Source organism: Nocardioides scoriae (assembly GCF_900104965.1).
GTDB classification, from domain to species: domain Bacteria; phylum Actinomycetota; class Actinomycetes; order Propionibacteriales; family Nocardioidaceae; genus Marmoricola; species Marmoricola scoriae.
The window spans coordinates 3,338,458-3,357,834 of sequence record NZ_LT629757.1 but is presented as its reverse complement, the minus strand read 5'-3'; the positions used below and the strand labels follow the sequence as shown (position 1 = coordinate 3,357,834).

The 19,377-nt window shown below is 73.6% G+C and carries 18 protein-coding genes; 2 read left to right on the top strand and 16 right to left on the bottom strand.

Annotated features, from left to right (window positions below; genetic code table 11):
* Nucleotides 1-32: 32 nt before the first annotated feature.
* From BLU55_RS15890 to fbaA, 3 genes are all read right to left on the bottom strand, one after another.
* Nucleotides 33-458 (bottom strand): DUF3151 domain-containing protein, encoded by a 426-nt coding sequence (locus tag BLU55_RS15890; RefSeq protein WP_091731672.1) that lies wholly within the window; start codon nucleotides 456-458, stop codon nucleotides 33-35.
* Nucleotides 459-633: 175 nt separating this feature from the next.
* On the bottom strand, nucleotides 634-1,665 hold the full coding sequence (locus BLU55_RS15885; RefSeq protein WP_091731669.1) for a hypothetical protein: 1,032 nt from the start codon (nucleotides 1,663-1,665) through the stop codon (nucleotides 634-636).
* A gap of 268 nt (nucleotides 1,666-1,933) precedes the next feature.
* A complete protein-coding gene (gene fbaA / locus BLU55_RS15880) occupies nucleotides 1,934-2,965 on the bottom strand; it encodes a class II fructose-bisphosphate aldolase (protein ID WP_091731666.1) in 1,032 nt (343 codons plus the stop codon).
* 96 nt (nucleotides 2,966-3,061) lie between these two features.
* Here fbaA and BLU55_RS15875 point away from each other — a divergent pair, with 96 nt between their 5' ends.
* Nucleotides 3,062-3,379 (top strand): hypothetical protein, encoded by a 318-nt coding sequence (locus BLU55_RS15875; RefSeq protein ID WP_091731664.1) that lies wholly within the window; start codon nucleotides 3,062-3,064, stop codon nucleotides 3,377-3,379.
* A 19-nt stretch (nucleotides 3,380-3,398) separates the two neighbouring features.
* Here BLU55_RS15875 and BLU55_RS15870 read toward each other — a convergent pair whose 3' ends face one another.
* Genes BLU55_RS15870 through BLU55_RS15850 form a run of 5 tightly spaced genes read right to left on the bottom strand, consistent with a single transcriptional unit; the run spans nucleotide 3,399 to nucleotide 7,036 of the window.
* Nucleotides 3,399-4,343, bottom strand: a complete 945-nt coding sequence (locus BLU55_RS15870; RefSeq protein WP_091731661.1) for a hypothetical protein — start codon at nucleotides 4,341-4,343, stop codon at nucleotides 3,399-3,401.
* Between the two features lie 6 nt (nucleotides 4,344-4,349).
* The gene (locus tag BLU55_RS15865; RefSeq protein WP_091734092.1) at nucleotides 4,350-4,982 is read right to left on the bottom strand and encodes a TrmH family RNA methyltransferase; all 633 of its coding nucleotides are present in this window, start codon (nucleotides 4,980-4,982) and stop codon (nucleotides 4,350-4,352) included.
* Between the two features lie 38 nt (nucleotides 4,983-5,020).
* Nucleotides 5,021-5,704, bottom strand: a complete 684-nt coding sequence (locus tag BLU55_RS15860) for a DedA family protein (RefSeq protein WP_231916913.1) — start codon at nucleotides 5,702-5,704, stop codon at nucleotides 5,021-5,023.
* Entirely contained in the window at nucleotides 5,701-6,252 is a 552-nt protein-coding gene (pyrE, locus tag BLU55_RS15855) for an orotate phosphoribosyltransferase (RefSeq protein WP_091731658.1), read from the bottom strand. The genes BLU55_RS15860 and pyrE overlap by 4 nt, the downstream gene beginning before the upstream one ends.
* Before the next feature lie 46 nt (nucleotides 6,253-6,298).
* Complete coding sequence (locus BLU55_RS15850) at nucleotides 6,299-7,036, bottom strand: class E sortase (RefSeq protein ID WP_091731656.1); 738 nt, start codon at nucleotides 7,034-7,036, stop codon at nucleotides 6,299-6,301.
* Nucleotides 7,037-7,113: 77 nt separating this feature from the next.
* Here BLU55_RS15850 and BLU55_RS15845 point away from each other — a divergent pair, with 77 nt between their 5' ends.
* The gene (locus tag BLU55_RS15845; RefSeq protein WP_091731654.1) at nucleotides 7,114-8,325 is read left to right on the top strand and encodes a pyridoxal phosphate-dependent aminotransferase; all 1,212 of its coding nucleotides are present in this window, start codon (nucleotides 7,114-7,116) and stop codon (nucleotides 8,323-8,325) included.
* A gap of 40 nt (nucleotides 8,326-8,365) precedes the next feature.
* Here the strand turns inward: BLU55_RS15845 and BLU55_RS15840 are convergent, their stop codons facing one another.
* The 8 genes from BLU55_RS15840 to dnaK all read right to left on the bottom strand — a co-directional run bounded on the left by BLU55_RS15840 (nucleotide 8,366) and on the right by dnaK (nucleotide 19,339).
* On the bottom strand, nucleotides 8,366-9,622 hold the full coding sequence (locus tag BLU55_RS15840) for a hypothetical protein (protein ID WP_091731652.1): 1,257 nt from the start codon (nucleotides 9,620-9,622) through the stop codon (nucleotides 8,366-8,368).
* Nucleotides 9,623-9,880: 258 nt separating this feature from the next.
* Entirely contained in the window at nucleotides 9,881-12,466 is a 2,586-nt protein-coding gene (gene clpB / locus BLU55_RS15835) for an ATP-dependent chaperone ClpB (protein ID WP_091731649.1), read from the bottom strand.
* 254 nt (nucleotides 12,467-12,720) lie between these two features.
* Complete coding sequence (locus tag BLU55_RS19800) at nucleotides 12,721-13,689, bottom strand: Abi-alpha family protein (protein ID WP_231916912.1); 969 nt, start codon at nucleotides 13,687-13,689, stop codon at nucleotides 12,721-12,723.
* A complete protein-coding gene (locus tag BLU55_RS15825; protein ID WP_231916911.1) occupies nucleotides 13,686-14,996 on the bottom strand; it encodes a DUF445 domain-containing protein in 1,311 nt (436 codons plus the stop codon). Before BLU55_RS15825 ends, BLU55_RS19800 begins: the two co-directional genes overlap by 4 nt.
* 157 nt (nucleotides 14,997-15,153) lie before the next feature.
* A complete protein-coding gene (locus BLU55_RS15820) occupies nucleotides 15,154-15,588 on the bottom strand; it encodes a heat shock protein transcriptional repressor HspR (RefSeq protein WP_091731647.1) in 435 nt (144 codons plus the stop codon).
* 1 nt (nucleotide 15,589) lies between these two features.
* Nucleotides 15,590-16,780, bottom strand: a complete 1,191-nt coding sequence (gene dnaJ / locus BLU55_RS15815) for a molecular chaperone DnaJ (RefSeq protein WP_091731644.1) — start codon at nucleotides 16,778-16,780, stop codon at nucleotides 15,590-15,592.
* Nucleotides 16,781-16,817: 37 nt separating this feature from the next.
* Nucleotides 16,818-17,480 carry a nucleotide exchange factor GrpE gene (gene grpE, locus BLU55_RS15810; RefSeq protein WP_091731641.1) on the bottom strand — a complete coding sequence of 221 codons (663 nt, stop codon included), beginning with the start codon at nucleotides 17,478-17,480 and terminating at the stop codon, nucleotides 16,818-16,820.
* On the bottom strand, nucleotides 17,477-19,339 hold the full coding sequence (gene dnaK / locus BLU55_RS15805; protein WP_091731639.1) for a molecular chaperone DnaK: 1,863 nt from the start codon (nucleotides 19,337-19,339) through the stop codon (nucleotides 17,477-17,479). The genes grpE and dnaK overlap by 4 nt, the downstream gene beginning before the upstream one ends.
* Between the last annotated feature and the right edge of the window lie 38 nt (nucleotides 19,340-19,377).

Sequence of the window (19,377 nt, the reverse complement as noted above, 5' to 3'; positions counted from 1 at the left end):
CTGCCGTCGGGCGGCTCCCGTGGGCCAGCCCGTCAGAGCAGCTGCTCGGCTGCCTCCGGGCTCGAGTCGCGCAGGAAGTCGGCGCAGCGCTGCTGCTCGTGGTCCTCGCCGATGCGTCCCGCCGCGGTGGTGAGCGCGGCCAGCGCCCGCAGGAACCCGCGGTTCGGCACGTGCGACCACGGCACCGGCCCGTGGCCCTTCCACCCGTTGCGGCGCAGCGAGTCGAGGCTGCGGTGGTACCCCACCCGCGCGTAGGCGTACGCCGTCACGTCGTCGACCGCGTCGTCCCCCAGCGCGAGCTCGGCCAGCGTCGCCCACGCCAGCGGCGACTCCGGGTGGCGCCGCACGACCTCGGCGGGCACGTCACCGGCCTCCAGCTCCGCCCCCGCCGGGTCCACCGGCAGCTGCGTGGGGGGCGGCCCCGCGATCAGGTCACGTCCGAGCATCGAGTCACTCATGTCCCGATGCTCCCACGGGGGTGGCGGGCCGGGTGGGTGGGGCGGGCAGGGCAGGGCCGGCGACCGGCCCGCATGTAACGCTCCGTTCCTGTGCGTGAGTGCCCCTGGCGACGGATGTACGCCGCTGGTAACGGAGCGTTACATGCGACGGGCGGGCCGCCGACGCGCCCCGCTGTCACGACCGGCGGCGGGGGTGGTGCCGCCGGAGGTACGCCGCCCGCTCGGCCAGGTGGGTCGGCAGCTCGGACCCGTGGCGCTGCTCGGTGAGGCGGATGTCGCGGGTGAGCCAGTCGCGGGTGTGCTCGCGGGCGCGGCCGAAGAGGTCGTCCCAGCCGACGTACGACAGGCCGAGGCCCGCGGCGCGGATGAGCCGCCCGCGCTCCTCCCGGGCGCGGAGGAGCTCACGGGTGGACCTCGTCGCGAGGCCACCGTCACCCACCGGCACCAGCTTGGCCACGCCCTCGACCTCGATCACGTGGCAGCCGACCCGCAGGTCGGCCCAGAAGACGGTGCCGCGGCACTCGACCGGGAACTGGGTCTCGACCGGCCCGACCCCGAGCGACCCGACGAACAGCCGGGCCAGGCTCTCGGCCGGCGACTCGGCGCCGGGGTCCGCGAGCGCAAGCGCCTCGCGCGCCGTCCTGACCTGCGGCCACGACCACATCACCGCCAGCTCGGCCTCGACCTCGCGCCTCGCGGTGCCGGAGGCCAGCACGTGGTCGAGGGCGACCACGCCGGCGGCGAGGCCGTGCTCGCGAGCGAGGTCGAGCGCTGTCCTCGCGGGTCCGGTGACGACCAGGCCGTCGACGTCGCGGAGCCCCGCGAGCTCGATGCGGGTCAGGTGGTGCTTGACCCCGGCCTTCGTGCGCGAGCCGCCCACCCCCGGCCGGGTGACGTGCACCAGCGGCGCCCGGGGTCGCAGCATCGGGACGGCCAGCGCCCGCGCAGCCGAGTCGTGGCTCATCACGTGCGCGGTCTCCATGACGAGGTCGGCGGCCCGGTCACGCAGCAGCACCCGCTCCCACGGGTCGGTGACGGCCTCCCACCGCTCACGCGGGAGGTACGCGCCCCGACGCACCACTGCCCACGGACCACCAGGACGCAGCATCGCCCGCAGGTCCTCGTCGGTCATGCCGACCGCGTAGCACTGCCGACGCGCGACCAGCCCGCCCTGGCGAGCGGCGAGCAGGGCGAGAGCAGGCAGCACGACGCCACCCTGAGCCGCGCCGAGGCTCCGTGCGGTCCGTGGACCGTGGCCTGTGGACGACCAGCACCGACGGCGGCCTTGTGGACGACGATCGAGCGGCTCGGCCCGGCCCGGCTCGGCCGGCTCGGCCGGCTCGGCTCGGCTCGGCGCATGTAACGCTCCGTTACGGGCGACGTACACCCGTTGCAGGGGGCACTCACGCACAGGAACGGAGCGTTACATGCCCGCCCGCTCGTACGCCGCCGCCGCCCGCTGCCCGCCGCGCCACCTACCCCAGGGAGCGACCGGAGGCGCGGAGGTGCTCGCAGGCCTCGACGACCCGGGCGGCCATGCCGGCCTCGCCGGCCTTGCCCCAGGCGCGGGGGTCGTAGAGCTTCTTGCTGCCGACCTCGCCGTCGATCTTGAGGACGCCGTCGTAGTTGGCCAGCATGTGCCCGGCGACGGGGCGGGTGAAGGCGTACTGGGTGTCGGTGTCGATGTTCATCTTGACCACGCCGTAGGACACCGCCTCGGCGATCTCCTCCGCGCTCGAGCCGGAGCCGCCGTGGAAGACGAGGTGGAAGGGCTTGGACCCGGCCTCGAGGCCGAACTCCCGCACCACCGCCTCCTGGGCGTCCTTGAGGACCGAGGGGCGCAGCTTGACGTTGCCGGGCTTGTAGACGCCGTGCACGTTGCCGAAGGTGAGCGCGGTCATGAAGTAGCCGTCGTCGCCGTGGCCGAGGGCCTTGGCGGTCGCGATGGCGTCCTCGGGGGTGGAGTAGAGCTTGTCGTTGATCTCGTTGTCGACGCCGTCCTCCTCGCCACCGACGACGCCGACCTCGATCTCCAGCACGATCTTGGCGGCCTGGCAGGCGGCGTGGAGCTCGCGCGCGATCTCGAGGTTCTCCTCCAGCGGCACCGCGGAGCCGTCCCACATGTGGCTCTGGAACAGCGGCTCCTCGCCGTTCCTGACCCGCTCGGCGGACAGCGCGAGCAGCGGCCGGACGAAGCCGTCGAGCTTGTCCTGGGGGCAGTGGTCGGTGTGGAGCGCGACGTTGACGGGGTACTTCTTCGCCACCTCGCGGGCGTACGCCGCGAACGCCACCGAGCCGGTCACCATGTCCTTGACGGTCGGGCCCGAGAGGTACTCCGCGCCGCCGGTCGAGATCTGGATGATGCCGTCGGACCCCGCCTCGGCGAAGCCGGCCAGCGCCGCGTTGAGCGTCTGCGAGGACGACACGTTGATCGCCGGGAAGGCGAACTCCTGCGCCTTCGCGGTGTCGAGCATCTCGGCGTACTTCTCGGGCGTGGCGATGGGCATCGGCGGGCTCCTCGGCAGCGTTGGCAAGCAGGGTGACGACTGTTTTTCCACCCTAGTGGACGGGCCCGTGCCCCGACCGGCCGTAGGGTCGCGGCCATGCCGCCGCTCAGCCGGGAGTCCCGCGCCCTCGTCGCCTTCGTGCTCGCCGTCGCCCTGGTGCTCAGCGGGTTGTCGAACCTCGGGATCGCGGTCTACCGCGCGCTGGAGTCGCTGCTGCCGTCGTTCGGCTCGCCCGACCTGCTCGCCGCGCTCATCGGCCTGGCGCTGTCGGTGCTGGTGCTGCTCGTCGGCCGCGGCGCCGCCCGCGGCCCGGCCCGAGACGTGTGGCACCACCTCGCGGTGGCCGCCGCGTGGCTCGGGCTGCTGCTGGTGATCATGGGCGTGCTGACGCTGGTCGCCGCCGTGCTGACCTGACCGGTCGCGTCGGGCCGTCTCAGCCGTGGAGCCGCACCGGCGGCACGACCTCGCCGCGGCGGACCCGGCGGTCGTAGACGCGCTGCATCCGGGCCTCGCGGCGGCGCCGGGAGGCCCGGCCCCGCCGGCTGTCGACGTACGCCGAGAGCGGCCGGCGACGCGTCGGCCACCAGCTCTCCTGGGCGCCGATGACCTGGCGCATCAGCCACCGCACGACCGCCCCGGAGACCCGGCCGGGCTCACTGGTGCGGTGCACCTCGCGGACCCGTGGAGGCATCAGCAGCAGCGCCTGGGCGCGGGCGAACCAGTGCATCGGCGGCGGGAAGAACCGGTCGGCGTACTGCTGGACCATGCCGGCCACCAGCTCGCGGCCCTCGTCGGTGGCCGGCCAGGGCCGCGCCTCGAAGTCCTCGGCGAAGCGGCGCATGCCGGCGAGGTCCTCGGGGAAACCGGTGACCGGGCCGTGCTCGCCGCGGAAGAGCCCGGCCAGGTCGCGCAGGAAGTGGTGCCAGGCGACGTCGAGGGTGGGGCTCTGCGGCGGCAGCCCGAGGGTCTCGCGCATCCGGGGCACGAAGCTGCCGATGGCGCACAGCGTGTAGAGGTACTCGTCGTTGTCGCCGAAGGCGCCGGGGAAGCTGCGGGCCAGGCCGAGGTGGTAGCGGTTGAGCCGCTCCACCGAGGCGCGGGTCTCGGGGCTGCGGGCGCCGTGGCGGAACCACGTGACGAGGTAGCCGCTGCCGTCGGCGAAGCGCTGCTCGCCGCGGTGCAGCAGCTTGCCGGTGCCGACCAGCGTCGCCGACGCCGACGGCGGCAGCGCCGTCTGGGCGGTGGTGACGAGCAGGGTGAGGTTGATGATCGGCAGGTTGAGCTGGTGCTCGGCCAGCAGCCGCATCACCTCGTCGCTGTCGGTCTCGGGGTCGAGCGCCTCGATGCGCCGCCCCAGCCAGGTCCACCGAGCCGCCACCGTCGCTCAGCCCCGCCAGGCCACGTCGAGGTCGGCGTGCCGGACCACCCAGGCGTGCATCGCGATCGCGGCGGCGGCCGAGGCGTTGATCGAGCGGGTCGAGCCGAACTGCGCGATCGAGAAGGTGCCGTCGCAGGCCTTCCGCGCGGCCTCCGACAGCCCGGGTCCCTCCTGGCCGAACAGGAAGCACACCCGCCGCGGCAGCTCCCACGTCTCGAGGTGGGCCGAGCCCGGCAGGTTGTCGACCCCCACGAGGGCGACGTCCTGGTCGGCGAGGTGGCGGGCCAGGTCGGCTGGCGTCTCGTGGTGGCGCACGTGCTGGTAGCGGTCGGTCACCATCGCGCCGCGACGGTTCCACCGCTTCCTGCCGACGATGTGGACCTCGGCGGCCAGGAACGCGTTGGCGGTGCGCACGACGGTGCCGATGTTGAAGTCGTGCTGCCAGTTCTCGATGGCCACGTGGAAGTCGTGCCGGTGCTCGTCGAGGTCGGCCACGATCGCCTCGAGCGTCCAGTAGCGGTAGCGGTCGACGACGTTGCGCCGGTCGCCCTGCGCCAGCAGCTCGGGGTCCCACTGCGGCCCGGTCGGCCACTCGCCCTGCCAGGGCCCCAGCCCGACCTCGTCGGGGCCGTGCGGCATCGGGTCGTACGGCGCCCGCTGCTCCTGGCGCGGGTCGTTCACGCCGTCGGGCCGCCCGCGCGCTTCTCGGCCCGGATGCCGCGCACGCGCGTCACCACGAAGAAGCCGATCGCGGCGACCACCAGCGCGATCACGACGTTCTGGAAGGTGCCGACGTAGGGGCCGACGGTGTCCCACTGCTCGCCCAGGCCGTAGCCCGCGAGCACGAAGACGCTGTTCCAGATCAGGCTGCCGGCGACGGTGTAGAGGGTGAACAGGCCGAACGACATCCGCTCCAGGCCGGCCGGCACCGAGATCAGGCTGCGGAAGATCGGGACCATCCGGCCCAGGAAGACCGCCTTCCCGCCGTGGCGGGCGAACCACGCCTCCGTCTTCTCCAGGTCCTCGGTCTTGACCAGCGGGACGCGCGCCCACACGGCGTACATCCGACGGCGGCCGAGGCCCGCGCCGATGCCGTACATCGCCCAGGCGCCGACCAGCGAGCCCAGCGTCGTCCAGAAGATGGCGCCGACGAGGGTGAAGTCGCCGCGGCTGGCCGCGAAGCCGGCGAAGGGCAGGATCACCTCGCTGGGGATCGGCGGGAAGAGGTTCTCCAGCGCGACGGCGAGGCCCGCGCCGGGCCCGCCGAGCTTCTCCATCAGGTCGACCGCGAAGCCGGCCAGGCCGCCGAGGTCCTCCGAGCCCGACGTCGCCAGCGGGAGCAGCGCGGTCGCGGCGCTCACGCGTGGACCGCGTCGAGCTGGGCCTTGGTCAGCACCGGGCGGACCTCGAGGCCGACGTCGGCCAGGGGGTTCTCGCCCTCGGGGCTGCGGTCGATCGCGCACACGACCGTCTCGACGACCGCGCCCGCCTCCCGCAGCGCACGCGTCGCGTCGCGCACGGCGCCGCCCGTGGTGATGACGTCCTCGACCAGGGTCACGCGGCGACCGGCCACGTCGGGTCCCTCGGCCAGCTTGCAGGTGCCGTACTCCTTGGCCTGCTTGCGCACGAACAGCGCCGGCAGCAGGGTGCGGGCGGAGAGCACGGTGGCGATCGGGACGCCGCCGAGCTCGAGGCCGCCGAGCAGCTCGGTGTCGGCGGGCAGCAGCGGCCGCATCTGCTCGACCACACGGGCCAGCAGGGCGGGCTCGGCCTCGAAGAGGTACTTGTCGAAGTACTCGCTCGCCACCTGCCCCGAGCGCAGCGTGAACTCGCCGGTCAGGCGGCAGATGGCGTCGACGTCCCGGGCGAGGTCGGGGTCGGGCACGGCGTCGTCGTGGGGCGCTGGCATGGGGCGAAGGCTACCGGGGCCCGCCGGCGCGACCCGCGAGCCGGCCTCAGGCGCCGGTCTTGGGCTCGGTCCGGACCAGGTGGCCGAACGCGATCATCCGGTCGTCGGTGTGGAACAGCTCGGAGCAGGTGGTGAGCGTGATCAGCTTCTGGCCGGCCCGCTGCGCCGGCTGCACGCCGCCGGCCTGGGGGTTCTTCGGCACCCGGTCGAGCACCCAGACCCCCGTGAAGGGGATCACCAGCGCGTTGGGGTCGGTGTCGAGGCGGTAGGTGTAGGTCGCGTCGACCGTCTCCACCACCACCTGGTCCCCCGGCCGCAGCTCGGGCATCCGCCGCAGCGGCTCGCCGTGGGTGACGCGGTGCGCCGCGAGGGCGTAGTTGCCGACCTCGCCGGGGTCGGCCGTGTCGGCGAAGTGGCCGTAGCCCTTGGCCAGCACCTCGTCGGTGGTGCCCTCGAGCACCGGCACCACGTAGTCGTCGCCGAAGCGCGGGATCCGGATCAGCGCCGAGGCCTTGCCCTGGGGGACGTACGCCGGCCGCAGGTTCTGGCCGGGCTGCTCCCACTGCTGCTTCAGGCTGGTCCGCACCTGCTCCTGCGCTCGCTGGGAGGTCCAGTTGGTGCCCCAGAACTGCCAGCCGACGTACCCCAGCAGCACGACGCCGGTGAGCATCATCGCCACGCCCAGCCAGGTCGTGAGGCGACGCACCAGGCTCGGTCGCCCGACCCGGCGGCCCGGGGCAGGCGGCGGGTCCGTGGGGTCGGCGCGGCGTCGACGCAGAGGCATGCGGCCATTGTGACCGGTCGGGACCCGTGCGTCCGACGGAACCGCCAGGCGGCGGCCCGCGGCGCTAGGTTCGGGTCGTGACCAGCTCGCCGACCGTCCCGTCCCGCCCCTCCCGCGGATCGCGGCCGTCGCGCACCGCCCGCCGGCTCGAGGGGGTCGGGTCAACGATCTTCGCGGAGATGTCGGCGCTCGCCGTGCGCACCGGGTCGGTCAACCTCGGCCAGGGGTTCCCCGACCTGTCCGGACCGGCCAGCGTGGTGGAGGCGGCGTACGACGCGATGCGGGCGGGCCGCAACCAGTACCCGCCCGGCCACGGCTCCCCCGAGCTGGTCGCCGCGGTCGTCTCGCACCAGCGGCGCCACTACGGGCTGGAGCTGACCCCCGACCAGGTCGTGGTCACCACGGGCGCCACCGAGGCCGTCGCCGCGGCGGTCCTGGGACTGGTGGACCCGGGCGACGAGGTCGTGGTGCTGGAGCCGTACTACGACAGCTACCGCGCGATGGTGCAGTTCGCGGGCGGCGTGCGGCGCCCGGTGACGCTGCGCGCGCCCGACTACCGCCTCGACGTCGCCGAGCTCGAGGCGGCGGTGACGCCGCGCACCAAGCTGGTGCTGCTCAACACGCCGCACAACCCGACCGGCCACGTGCTCTCCCGGGCCGAGCTCGAAGGGGTGGCCGACGTCGCCCGGCGCCACGACCTGGTCGTGGTGACCGACGAGGTCTACGAGCACCTCGTCTTCGATGACCACCGCCACGTGCCGCTGGCCACCCTGCCCGGCATGTTCGAGCGCACGGTGACGATCTCGAGCTCGGGCAAGACCTTCTCCTTCACCGGCTGGAAGATCGGCTGGGCCAGCGGTCCCGCCGAGCTCGTCGCCGCGGTCGAGGGCGCCAAGAACTGGCTGTCCTACTCCTCGGGGGCGCCCTTCCAGCCGGCCGTGGCGCACGCGCTGGAGCACGAGGACGCCTTCCACGAGGCCCTGCGCGACGACCTGCTCGCCAAGCGCGACCACCTCTGCGCGGGCCTGGCCGAGCTCGGCCTGGAGGTGCACGTGCCGCAGGGCACCTACTTCGTCACCACCGACGTCTCATCCCTCGGCTGGGAGGACTCCATGGCGTTCTGCCTCGGCCTCGCCGAGCGCGCGCGGGTGGTGGCGATCCCCTCGCAGGTCTTCTACGAGGACGGCTCCGAGGAGGGCCGCCACCTGGTGCGGTGGGCGTTCTGCAAGGAGCGAGAGGTCATCGACGAGGGCCTGCGCCGGCTGCGGGGCGCGCGGCTGACCGCCTGAGCCCGAGCCTCACCCGGGCTCACCAGGGGCTCACAGGGGCTCACCAGGGGCCGCGGTGACCGCCCTGCTGCGGCGGCGGGGGGCCTTGCTGGCCGTGCTCTCCGTGCTGCCCGTCGTGCGGCGGGGCGTGGGGCGGGGCGGGCGGGCCGGAGGGGGGACCTGAGGGCGGCGGCGGCAGCGTCGGCCGGTGGGCGAACCAGGCGCGGGTCTCGGCGTGGAAGAGCAGGCCGATCGTCACCGCGGCCGCGAGCTGCACGACCAGCCCGACCGGGAAGGCCGCCAGCGCGAACAGGAAGGTGACCCCCGCGCTGACGATGAGCAGGATCCGGGCCCAGTCGTGGCGCCGCCGGGTGAACCACGCGAGCAGGCAGGCGCCCAGCGCCCAACCGCCGCCGATCACGCAGCTGGCGACCAGGGCCGGCACGAGCAGGTCCTCGGACAGGCCGGCCTGCTGGGTCGCCTCCTGCCACTGCGGGGAGCTGCGCAGCGCCTCGGTCACCGAGTCGGGCGCGACCAGCAGCGCCACCACCGAGATGGCGTAGAGCACGGCCGCGCCGCCGGCGAAGACCCAGGTCAGCAGACACGCGACCGTGACCGGGCGGGGCACCCCGAGGCGCGCCGGAGCAGCACCCTGGCCACCGGGAGCGCCGGGGGCGCCCGGCGCGACCTCGCCGCGGGGAGCACCCCAGCCCGGGGTGGCGCCGGGGGCGTCGGAGGTGGTGGCGGTGGAGATCCGCGGCGCCTCCGCCTCGGGCCGCAGGGCCGGCGAGGCGCCGGGGGCGCTGGGGGGCGTGCCGCCGACCGACCCCCGGGAGTCGTCGGGCCCGGTGGAGCGGCGGGCGGGCCAGGCGGGGGTCTCGCGCACCGGCCGTCCGGCGTACCAGTCCCGGGCGGGGCCGCTCCACATCAGACCGATCGAGGCGGCCACCACGGCACCGAAGATGCCGCCGGTGAGCGGGGCGGTCAGCAGCAGCGGGACCGCCACCACCGACAGCGCGATCCGGGCCCCGCGGTGGCGCTGCAGCACGAAGCCGCCCGCGGCCAGGGCGACGGCCGCGCAGACCGCCGCCACCGTCAGGCCGACCCGCATCAGGCCCAGCACCGTCGAGACGTCGGCGCCCAGGCCCTCCCCGGCCGGCGAGGCCAGCCACTCCGACACCGCGTCACGGGTGTCGACCGAGCTGAGCCGCCCCACGGTGTCGAAGATCTGCAGCAGCAGGAACAGCGAGCCGCCGATCACGAAGCCCACCGCCAGCGTCAGCTGGCGGGGTCGGTCCTTGGCGGGGGTGTCGCTCATGGGGTCATCCTGCCAAGGAGGCGGGCAGCGCGCGGCGGCGCGGGCAGGGGCGGGGCCGCCGCGGGGCCGGCACGGGGCCGGCACGGGGCCGGCGCGACGGCGGCACGGCGGCGGCGCGGGGCCGGCACGGCGGCGGCGCGGCGCATGTAACGCTCCGTTACCCGCGGCGTACACCCGTCGCCGGGGGCACTCAGATGCAGTAACGGAGCGTTACATGGGTCCGGCCCGGCCCGGCCCGGCTCGGCCCGGACCCCCGGCTCAGACGACCGTGAGGGTGAGGTCCTCGGCGCCCTCGGGGTGGTCGACCTCGACGTGCTGGCCGTCCACGACCTGGCCGCCGATGAGCAGCCGCGCGAGCGGGTCGCCGATCGCGGTCTGCACGAGGCGGCGCAGCGGGCGGGCGCCGTACGCCGGGTCGTAGCCGTGGTCGGTGAGCCAGGTGCGGGCGGCCGCGGTCACGCCGACCGAGATCCGGCGCGGCGCCAGCCGCGAGTCGAAGGCCGCCAGCTGCAGGTCGACGATGTGGGCCAGCTCGTCCTTGCCGAGCGCGTCGAACATGACGACCTCGTCGAGCCGGTTGAGGAACTCCGGCTTGAACGCCTGCCGCACCACCGCCATCACCGCCTCGTGCTTGGACTCCGTGGCCAGCACCGGGTCCACGAGGTAGGTCGAGCCGAGGTTGCTGGTGAGGATCAGCAGGGTGTTGCGGAAGTCGACGGTGCGGCCCTGGCCGTCGGTGAGGCGACCGTCGTCGAGCACCTGGAGCAGCACGTCGAAGACCTCGGGGTGGGCCTTCTCCACCTCGTCGAGCAGCACGACCGAGTAGGGCCGGCGCCGCACGGCCTCGGTCAGCTGGCCGCCCTCGTCGTAGCCGACGTAGCCGGGAGGGGCGCCGACCAGGCGCGAGACGGAGTGCTTCTCGCCGTACTCGCTCATGTCGATGCGCACGATCGCGCGCTCGTCGTCGTAGAGGAAGTCGGCCAGCGACTTGGCCAGCTCGGTCTTGCCGACGCCGGTGGGGCCGAGGAACAGGAACGAGCCGGTCGGGCGGTCGGGGTCGGAGATGCCGGCGCGGCTGCGTCGCACCGCGTCGGACACGGCGCTGACCGCGGCCCGCTGGCCGACCAGCCGCTCGCCGATGATGTCCTCCATCCGCAGCAGCTTGGCGGTCTCGCCCTCGAGCAGGCGGCCGGTCGGGATGCCGGTCCAGGCCTCCACGACGTCGGCGATCTCGGCGGGGCCGACCTCCTCGTTGACCATCCGCTCATCGGCGGGCACCTCGACGCGGTCGGCCTCCTCGATCTGCTTCTCCAGCACCGGGATCCGGCCGTAGAGGATCTCCGAGGCGGCCCCGAGGTCGCCCCCGCGCTGCAGGCGCTCGGCCTCGACCCGCAGCTCGTCGATCTGCTTGCGCAGCTCGCCCGAGCCCTCCAGGGCGGCCTTCTCCCGCTCCCAGCGCGCCTCGAGCTCGCGGAGCTCCTCCTCGCGGTCGGCCAGGTCGGCCCGCAGCCGCTCCAGCCGGTCCTGCGACGCGGCGTCGGTCTCGCGCTCCAGCGCCAGCTGCTCCATCTTCATCCGGTCGACCGAGCGCCGCAGCTGGTCGATCTCCACCGGGGAGCTCTCGATCTCCATGCGCAGCCGCGAGGCCGACTCGTCGATCAGGTCGATGGCCTTGTCGGGCAGCTGGCGCCCGGGGATGTAGCGGTCCGACAGCATCGCCGCGGCGACCAGGGCGGCGTCGGTGATCTTCACGCCGTGGTGAGCCTCGTACTTCTCCTGCAGCCCGCGCAGGATCGCCACCGTGTCCTCGACGCTCGGCTCGCCCACGAAGACCTGCTGGAAGCGCCGCTCCAGGGCGGGGTCCTTCTCGATGCGCTCGCGGTATTCGTCGAGCGTGGTCGCGCCGATCAGGTGCAGCTCGCCGCGGGCCAGCATCGGCTTGAGCATGTTGCCGGCGTCCATCGCGGAGTCGCCGCCGGCGCCCGCACCGACGACCGTGTGCAGCTCGTCGATGAAGGTGATGATCTGGCCGCCCGAGGAGGTGATCTCCTCCAGCACGGCCTTGAGCCGCTCCTCGAACTCCCCGCGGTACTTCGCGCCGGCCACCATCGCGGCCAGGTCGAGGCTCATCACGCGGCGCCCCTTGAGCGAGTCGGGCACGTCGCCCGCGACCACGCGCTGGGCCAGCCCCTCGACGACGGCGGTCTTGCCGACGCCGGGCTCGCCGATGAGCACCGGGTTGTTCTTGGTGCGCCGCGAGAGCACCTGCACGACGCGGCGGATCTCGGCGTCCCGGCCGATCACCGGGTCGAGCCGGCCCTCCTCGGCGCGGGCGGTGAGGTCGACGGCGTACTTCTCCAGGGCGTCGTACGTCGCCTCCGCGTCCTGGCTGGTGACCCGGCGGCTGCCGCGGGTGGCGGTGATCGCCTCGCGCACGGCCTGCTCGGTGACGCCGGCGCCGGCCAGCAGCGAGCGCACCGGGGTGTCGACGACCGTCAGCGCGAGCAGCAGGTGCTCGGTCGCGACGTAGTCGTCCTTCATCTCCTTGATCAGGTCCAGCGACCTGGCCAGCACCCGCGTCAGGGCGGCGGAGGCCGTCGGCGAGGCCACGGTCGACCCGGAGGCCGACGGCAGCTGCCACAGCGCCTGGTCGACGGCGTGGCTCACGGCCGCGACGTCGGCGCCGGCCTTGGCCAGCAGGGACGGGGTGACGCCGCGCTCCTGCCGGAGCAGGGCGGCGGCGAGGTGCACGGGGTCGACCTGCGGGTGACCCTCGTTGACGGCCAGGGTGCTGGCGGCGTTGACGACCTCGACGCTGCGTGAGGTCAGCTTGGATGCGTCCACTCGAACTCCTCGTGACGACCGGGACGGACCGGGGTGGGATGCGGCTCGGACGGCGAGCGCGACACCGGGTCAACGCCGCCAGAGTTGAGTCTGTTCCCCTCAACTTTGGGGTTTGGGGGTGGGGGTGGTCAAGGGGCGCTGATCACCCGGACGTCCGGGTGATCGGTGACTGGACGTCTGTTGCAACAGACGTCCAGTCACCAGGAACGACGTCCAGTGGGACGCGTGGTGTGTCCGACCCCGAGGGCGGCGGGTCAGTCCTCGGGGATCTGGTGGGCCGGGAGCGAGGCCGCCTCGGAGTCGTCGACCAGGCAGGCGGTGCAGAAGCCGGTGCCGAAGGGCGTCAGGTGGATGCTGCGGCGCACCACCTTGGGGAAGCGCACGGAGTGCATCGCGGCCAGCACGTCGGGCTGGGCCTCGACGACCTGGTACTCCATCGGGTCCTCGAGCTGCTCGCGGCTGAACCAGATCAGGCCGAGCCGGAACAGGTTGTTGAGGTACGCCGGCACCTCGTCGGTGTGGCGGCAGCCGGCCCGGGCGCCGATCATCGACATGCCGGGGGCGACCAGCGCGCTGCTGACCATCCCGACGGGGCCGCCGGTGCGCACGTCGACCGAGGGCTGCGGGCCCCCGCGCAGCAGGAGCAGCAGGATCCGGGCCTCGTCGGGGGCGAGCTCGTCGAGGATCCGGCCGTACGCCGGGTGCACGCCCTCCTCGTCCCACACGTCGCGCGACCGCTCCAGCAGGTCCTCGCCGCGCTCGCGCAGCGACCGCTCGCGCTCGGGCTCGCGGGGCTGCGGCGTGACGTCGGCTAGCACCACGTCGGCCAGGGAGGCGGACGCGTCGCGCAGGGCGCGGGTGACCGGCACGCCCGCGGAGACGGCGCGGGCCACCTCGCTGACGGTGCGCGAGGCCTCGGCCACGTCGTGGGCGACGCCCTGGACGAGGTCGCCGGCGGTGTCGGGATCGGTGAGCGCGCGCACCAGGAGCCGGCCCGAGCGCAGGCCGGCGCCGACCGACCAGGCCGTCGAGCGGGCCGCGGCGGTGGCGGCGATCCGGGCCACGCCCGGCAGCGCCTCGGTCGCCTCGCGCAGCACGGGCTGGCGGCCGGGTCGTGCCGGCGGCTCGTCGTCGGTGCGCCACGGCGCGGGGCCCTGCGGGTCCTGCGCGCCGGGCAGGGCACCGGTGGCGCGCTCGGGCGTGCGGTCGGGACGGTCGTTCACGCCGGCCCCCCGACCCCGAAGAGCGCGAGGTGGAGCAACCCACCGCCGAAGCCCATGATCGCGCCGTGGGCGTAGAGCATCCACTCGTCCTCCTTGATGGCGGAGCGCATCATCTCCACGAAGTCGCGCGGGGGCAGCTCCTTGGTCCGCTGCGCGATGAGCGCGTTGATCTTGTCGGCCTGGCGGCGGCTGAAATCCGGGTCGCGGAAGGGCTCGATGGTCCGGTCGACCGCCTCCAGCGCCATCGCGTCGCGGATGTTGTCGAACTGCCGCGACCCCACGGCCACGCGCACCGCGCCGCGCACCGGGCCGGCGGCGTTGTCGATGGCCGGGCGCATCGCCGAGGCCAGCATCTGCCGGGTGCGGTCGCCCCGGGGGCCGTCGAGCAGGAAGTCGCCGATGTTCTCCAGCGTGATGACGTCGTCGGCGATGATCCGCGCGTAGACCTCGGCCGCCTGGTCCTGGCGACGCAGGAACAGGCCGTGCACCTTGATGCCCAGGACCCGGCGCGGCTCCGGCGGCTCGAAGATCAGCCACATGCCGAGCGCGTTGGTGGCCCAGCCGACGACCACGCCGAGCACGGGCAGCAGCCACCACTGGGCGAACCAGTGGTCGAGGACCGCGACCGGGATGCCGAGCCCGAAGCCGAAGATGAACCCGAAGGCCACCATCAGGTTGAGCTCGCGCTGGCCGAAGTCGCGGAAGATCCGGACCACCAGCGCGGGGTGCCGCTGGAAGTGGTTGATGACCATGATCTTCGGGTCGAGCAGCTGGTCGATGTGCTCGCCGATCTCGTCGGTCACGGTGCGCACCACGCCGGGCAGCTGCGCCTGGACGCGACGTACGACGGCCGCCCGTGCCCGTGGGGGCAGGTCACGCCACAGGGCGGGGTGCTCGCGCCGCATGATCTGGTCGATCATCTGTGGCAGCTCGGGCTCGAAGACCTGCACGATGTGCTCGGCGATCTGGTCGGGCTCGAGCTGCTGGTAGAACTCCGCGGGCGTGCCGAGCTTGGCGATCGCCTTGTCGACGGCGATGCTGCCCATCTTGGCCGCCCGGGCCGGCACGATGCCCTGCCAGCCGATGCCGCCCTGCAGGATGCCGGGCACCTCCTGCACCTTGCGGGGCAGCACCCGCGAGAGCTGGCGCATGCCCGGCACCGTGACGCCGTGGAAGCGCACCGGGGAGAAGAGCATCCACAGCCCGCTCCAGTTGATGAGGAACCCCACGACGCCGGTGAACACCGGGATCGTCAGCACGTGGAGCCAGTCGGCGCGCTGGAAGAACCAGTCGATCTCCGCCGGCATGGCGGCCTCCTGTCCCGGCCTCGCGGTGGGCCCGGCGGGCGGGTCCCCCGGGCGTGCGCGCGTGTGTCGCGAAGGTTAACGACTCCGCCGCGACCCGGTCACCGGGATCGGCAAGCCCGTGCCCGTGACGAGACGCACGGAGCGTCCCGACGGGCGGCTAGTGGGGCGACTGCAGGAACGGCGTGATGGCGCCGCCCGGGGGGCGCAGCGCCGGCAGGTTGGGCCGGTGGCCGCGCAGGGTGGCGAGCGTGGCCTCGAGGGCCGACTGCAGCTCGGCGACCTGGCCCCGCAGCTCGGCGTTGCGGGCGCGCAGGGCTGCGACCTGGTGCTCGAGCTCCAGGATGCGGCGCACCCCCTCGAGGCCGATGCCGGAGGCGGTCAGCTCGGCCACCTCGCGCAGCAGCTCGATGTCGCGCAGCGAGTAGCGCCGACCGCCGCCACCGGTGCGGCCCGGGGAGACCAGGCCGGCACGGTCGTACTGGCGCAGGGTCTGCGGGTGCAGGCCGGTCAGCTCCGCGGCGACGCTGATGACGTAGACCGGCACGGTCGGGCCGGGCACCTGGTTGCGACGCGGCTGGCGGGAGGTGGGCATCTCACGCGCCTCCCTCGAGCAGGCCGGCCCGCGGGTCGTGGCCCGCGCGCGCCGCGCGGTAGGCCTCCACGGCCGAGCGCGCGTCGTCGCCCAGCGTCGGCGGCACCTCCACGAGCACCGTCACCAGCAGGTCGCCCGGGGAGCCGTCCTTGCGCGGCGCCCCGCGGCCCCGCACCCGGAACACCCGGCCGCTCGGCGTGCCGGCCGGGACGCGCAGCGTCACCGGGGCGCCACCCAGCGTGGGCACCTTGATCTCGGCCCCGAGCGCGGCCTCGTCGAAGCCGACGGGCACCTCGAGGGTGAGGTGGTCGCCCTTGCGGCCGAAGAGCCGGTGGGAGCCGACCTTGACCGTCACGAGCAGGTCGCCGGCCGGGCCGCCGTTCTCGCCGGAGGCCCCCTTGCCCTTGAGGCGGATCCGCTGGCCGTCCTTGACCCCGGCGGGGATCCGCGCCGAGATGGTGCGGCTCGAGACGCCTCGACCGGAGCCGTGGCAGGTGGGGCACGACTCGTCGTAGACGAGCTGGCGACCGTGGCACTCGGGGCAGGTCTCGTTCATCGAGAACCCGCCGCCCACGGTGCTGGCCACCATGCCGGCGCCGTCGCAGGTGCCGCAGACGTGCGGCCGGGTGCCGGGCTTGCCGCCCGTGCCCGAGCAGGTCGGGCACGGCGCGTCCGAGCGCAGCCGCAGGCTGATGGTGGTGCCGGCGAGCGCGTCGGCGAAGGCGATCGTGGCCTCCGCCTCGACGTCGGCGCCCTTGGCCGGCCGCGGGCCGCGGGAGCCGCCGAAGCCGCCACCGCCCCCCTGGCCGCCCTGGCGGAAGAGGTCGCCGAACAGGTCACCGACGTCGAAGCCGCCGGCACCGCCCGGGCGGGTCCCGGTGCCGGGGCGACCACCGCCGAAGCCGCCGGGGAAGCCCCCGCCGCCCCCGCCCCGGCCGAAGCCGGCGCCGGCGCCGTAGAGCGAGCGCATCTCGTCGTACTGCGCCCGCTTGTCCTGGTCGCCCACGACGTCGTAGGCCTCCGCGACCGACTTGAAGCGGTCCTCGGCGGCCTTGTCACCCGGCTTGGAGTCGGGATGGTTCTCCCGCGCCAGCTTGCGGTAGGCCTTCTTGATGGCGGCCTGGTCGGCGTCCTTGGCCACGCCGAGGACCTGGTAGAAGTCCTTGGTGGCCCAGTCGGCGTTGTTCGCCACGGGTCGTCCCTCCTCTCGTCGGATCGGTCGGGGGCTCTCAGCCCTCAGGGTCCAGCACGGTCACCTTCGCCGCGCGCACGACGCGCTCGCCGATGCGGTAGCCCGCCTGCGCGACCACGTCGACGGTGGTCGTGGTGACCTCCGGCGACAGGCCGTGCATGAGCGCCTCGTGGAGCGTGGGGTCGAAGGCGTCGCCCGTGGCGGCGTACTTCGTCAGGCCCAGCTGCGCCACGGTGCGGTCCAGCGCGTCGGCGACGGCCTTGAAGCCGCCCTCGACCTCGCCGTGCTCACGGGCCCGGTCGATGTCGTCGAGCACCGGCAGCAGGCCGGTGAGCACCGTGAAGGTGGCGTTCTGCTGGACCAGCTCGCGGTCGCGCTCGACGCGCCGCTTGTAGTTGAGGAACTCCGCCTGCAGCCGCTGCAGGTCGAGCAGCCGCTCGGCCGCCTCGGCCCGCGCCACCGCGAGCTCGTCGGACGCCGCCTGGGCGGCGGGGTCGAACGGCTCCCCGTCGGCCTCGGGCCCGGTCGAGGCGTCGCCCGCCTCGACCTCGGTGTCCTCGCCGGTCTCGCCGGCGACGTCGCCGAAGCTGCCGGCGGGCCGGCCCTGGCCAGCGGGCCCCCCGGGCCGGGGAGCAGCGGAGTGCTCCCCGGCCGGGGTCTCGACGGAGTCGTCCTGGGGACGGTCGTCGGGAGCGGTCACTGGTCGTCCTTCTTGGGCTGCTCGTCCTCGTCCACGATCTCGGCGTCGACGACGTCGTCGTCACCGTCGGTCGTGGCCTCGGCCTGGTCGCCCTCGGCGGCACCGCTCTCGGCGGCGGAGGCCTCGTACATCGCCGCCCCCATCTTCTGGCTGGACTCGCCCAGCTTGGTGATGGCCGCGGTGAAGGCGTCCTTGTCGGTCTCGGTGTCCTCGAGGAGCTTCTTGAGCGCGTCGACGTCGGCCTGGACCTCGGTCTTCACGTCCTCGGGCAGCTTCTCGTCGTTCTCGGAGAGGAACTTCTCGGTCGAGTAGACGAGGGAGTCGGCCTGGTTGCGGGACTCGACGGTCTCGCGGCGGCGGGCGTCCTCCTCGGCGTACTGCTCGGCGTCCTGGACCATCCGGTTGATGTCGTCCTTCGACAGCGCGCTGCCGCCGGAGATCGTCATCGACTGCTCCTTGCCGGTGCCCTGGTCCTTCGCCGACACGTGCACGATGCCGTTGGCGTCGATGTCGAAGGTCACCTCGATCTTGGGCACGCCGCGCGGGGCCGGGGGCAGGCCGGTCAGCTCGAAGTTGCCGAGCGGCTGGTTCTGCGCCCACATCTGGCGCTCGCCCTGGGCGACCTTGATCTCGACCGAGGGCTGGTTGTCGTCGGCGGTGGTGAAGATCTCCGAGCGCTTGGTGGGGATCGTGGTGTTGCGCTCGATGAGGTTGGTCATGACGCCGCCCTTGGTCTCGATGCCGAGGCTCAGCGGGGTGACGTCGAGGAGCAGCACGTCCTTGACCTCGCCCTTGAGGACGCCGGCCTGGAGCGCGGCGCCGATCGCGACGACCTCGTCGGGGTTGACGCCCTTGTTGGGCTCCTTGCCGCCGAGCAGGCTCTTGACGACGTCGGTCACGGCGGGCATCCGGGTGGAGCCGCCGACGAGCACGACGTGGTCGATCTTGCTGACGTCGACGCCGCCGTCCTTGAGGACGTTCTGGAAGGGCGTCTTGGTCCGCTCGAGCAGGTCCGCGGTGAGCTTCTGGAACTCGCTGCGGGTGAGCTTCTCCTCGAAGTGCAGCGGGCCGGACTCGCCGTGGGTGATGTAGGGCAGGTGGATCGTGGTCTCGCTGGAGGAGGACAGCTCGATCTTGGCCTTCTCGGCCGACTCCTGCAGGCGCTGCAGCGCGATCTTGTCCTTGCTCAGGTCGACGCCGTTGTTGCCCTGGAACTTCTTGACCATCCAGTCGACGACCTTCTGGTCCCAGTCGTCGCCACCGAGGTGGTTGTCGCCGCTGGTCGCCTTGACCTCGACCACGCCCTCGCCGATCTCGAGGAGGGACACGTCGAAGGTGCCGCCGCCGAGGTCGAAGACGAGGATGGTCTGGTCGGCGTCGCCCTTGTCGAGACCGTAGGCCAGCGCGGCCGCGGTGGGCTCGTTGACGATCCGGCTCACGTTGAGGCCCGCGATCTCGCCGGCCTCCTTGGTGGCCTGGCGCTGCGCGTCGGAGAAGTACGCCGGGACGGTGATGACCGCGTCGGTCACCGGCTCGCCGAGGTAGGCCTCCGCGTCGCGCTTGAGCTTCTGCAGCACGAACGCGCTGATCTGCTGGGAGGTGAAGTCCTTCTCGTCGATCTTCTGCTTCCAGTCGGTGCCCATGTGGCGCTTGACCGAGCGGATGGTGCGGTCGACGTTGGTGACGGCCTGCCGCTTGGCGACCTCACCGACGAGCACCTCGCCGGACTTGGCGAAGGCCACGACCGACGGGGTCGTCCGGGCGCCTTCGGCGTTTGCGATGACGGTGGGTTCGCCACCCTCGAGGACCGCCACGACGGAGTTCGTCGTGCCGAGGTCAATGCCAACCGCTCGTGCCATGTGTGTGTTACCTCCGTGTGACTGTGGAACAGGATGAT

Bases quoted from the DNA above. Each gene is read 5' to 3' on its own strand.
- pyrE (WP_091731658.1), bottom strand. From the start codon at position 6,252: ATGCCAGCGCCCCACGACGACGCCGTGCCCGACCCCGACCTCGCCCGG.
- BLU55_RS15875 (WP_091731664.1), top strand. From the start codon at position 3,062: ATGCCGCCGCTCAGCCGGGAGTCCCGCGCCCTCGTCGCCTTCGTGCTC.
- BLU55_RS15865 (WP_091734092.1), bottom strand. From the start codon at position 4,982: ATGCCGCACGGCCCCGACGAGGTCGGGCTGGGGCCCTGGCAGGGCGAG.
- fbaA (WP_091731666.1), bottom strand. From the start codon at position 2,965: ATGCCCATCGCCACGCCCGAGAAGTACGCCGAGATGCTCGACACCGCG.
- BLU55_RS15820 (WP_091731647.1), bottom strand. From the start codon at position 15,588: ATGCCCACCTCCCGCCAGCCGCGTCGCAACCAGGTGCCCGGCCCGACC.
- BLU55_RS15890 (WP_091731672.1), bottom strand. From the start codon at position 458: ATGAGTGACTCGATGCTCGGACGTGACCTGATCGCGGGGCCGCCCCCC.
- BLU55_RS15850 (WP_091731656.1), bottom strand. From the start codon at position 7,036: ATGCCTCTGCGTCGACGCCGCGCCGACCCCACGGACCCGCCGCCTGCC.
- BLU55_RS15825 (WP_231916911.1), bottom strand. From the start codon at position 14,996: ATGCCGGCGGAGATCGACTGGTTCTTCCAGCGCGCCGACTGGCTCCAC.
- dnaK (WP_091731639.1), bottom strand. From the start codon at position 19,339: ATGGCACGAGCGGTTGGCATTGACCTCGGCACGACGAACTCCGTCGTG.
- BLU55_RS15840 (WP_091731652.1), bottom strand. From the start codon at position 9,622: ATGAGCGACACCCCCGCCAAGGACCGACCCCGCCAGCTGACGCTGGCG.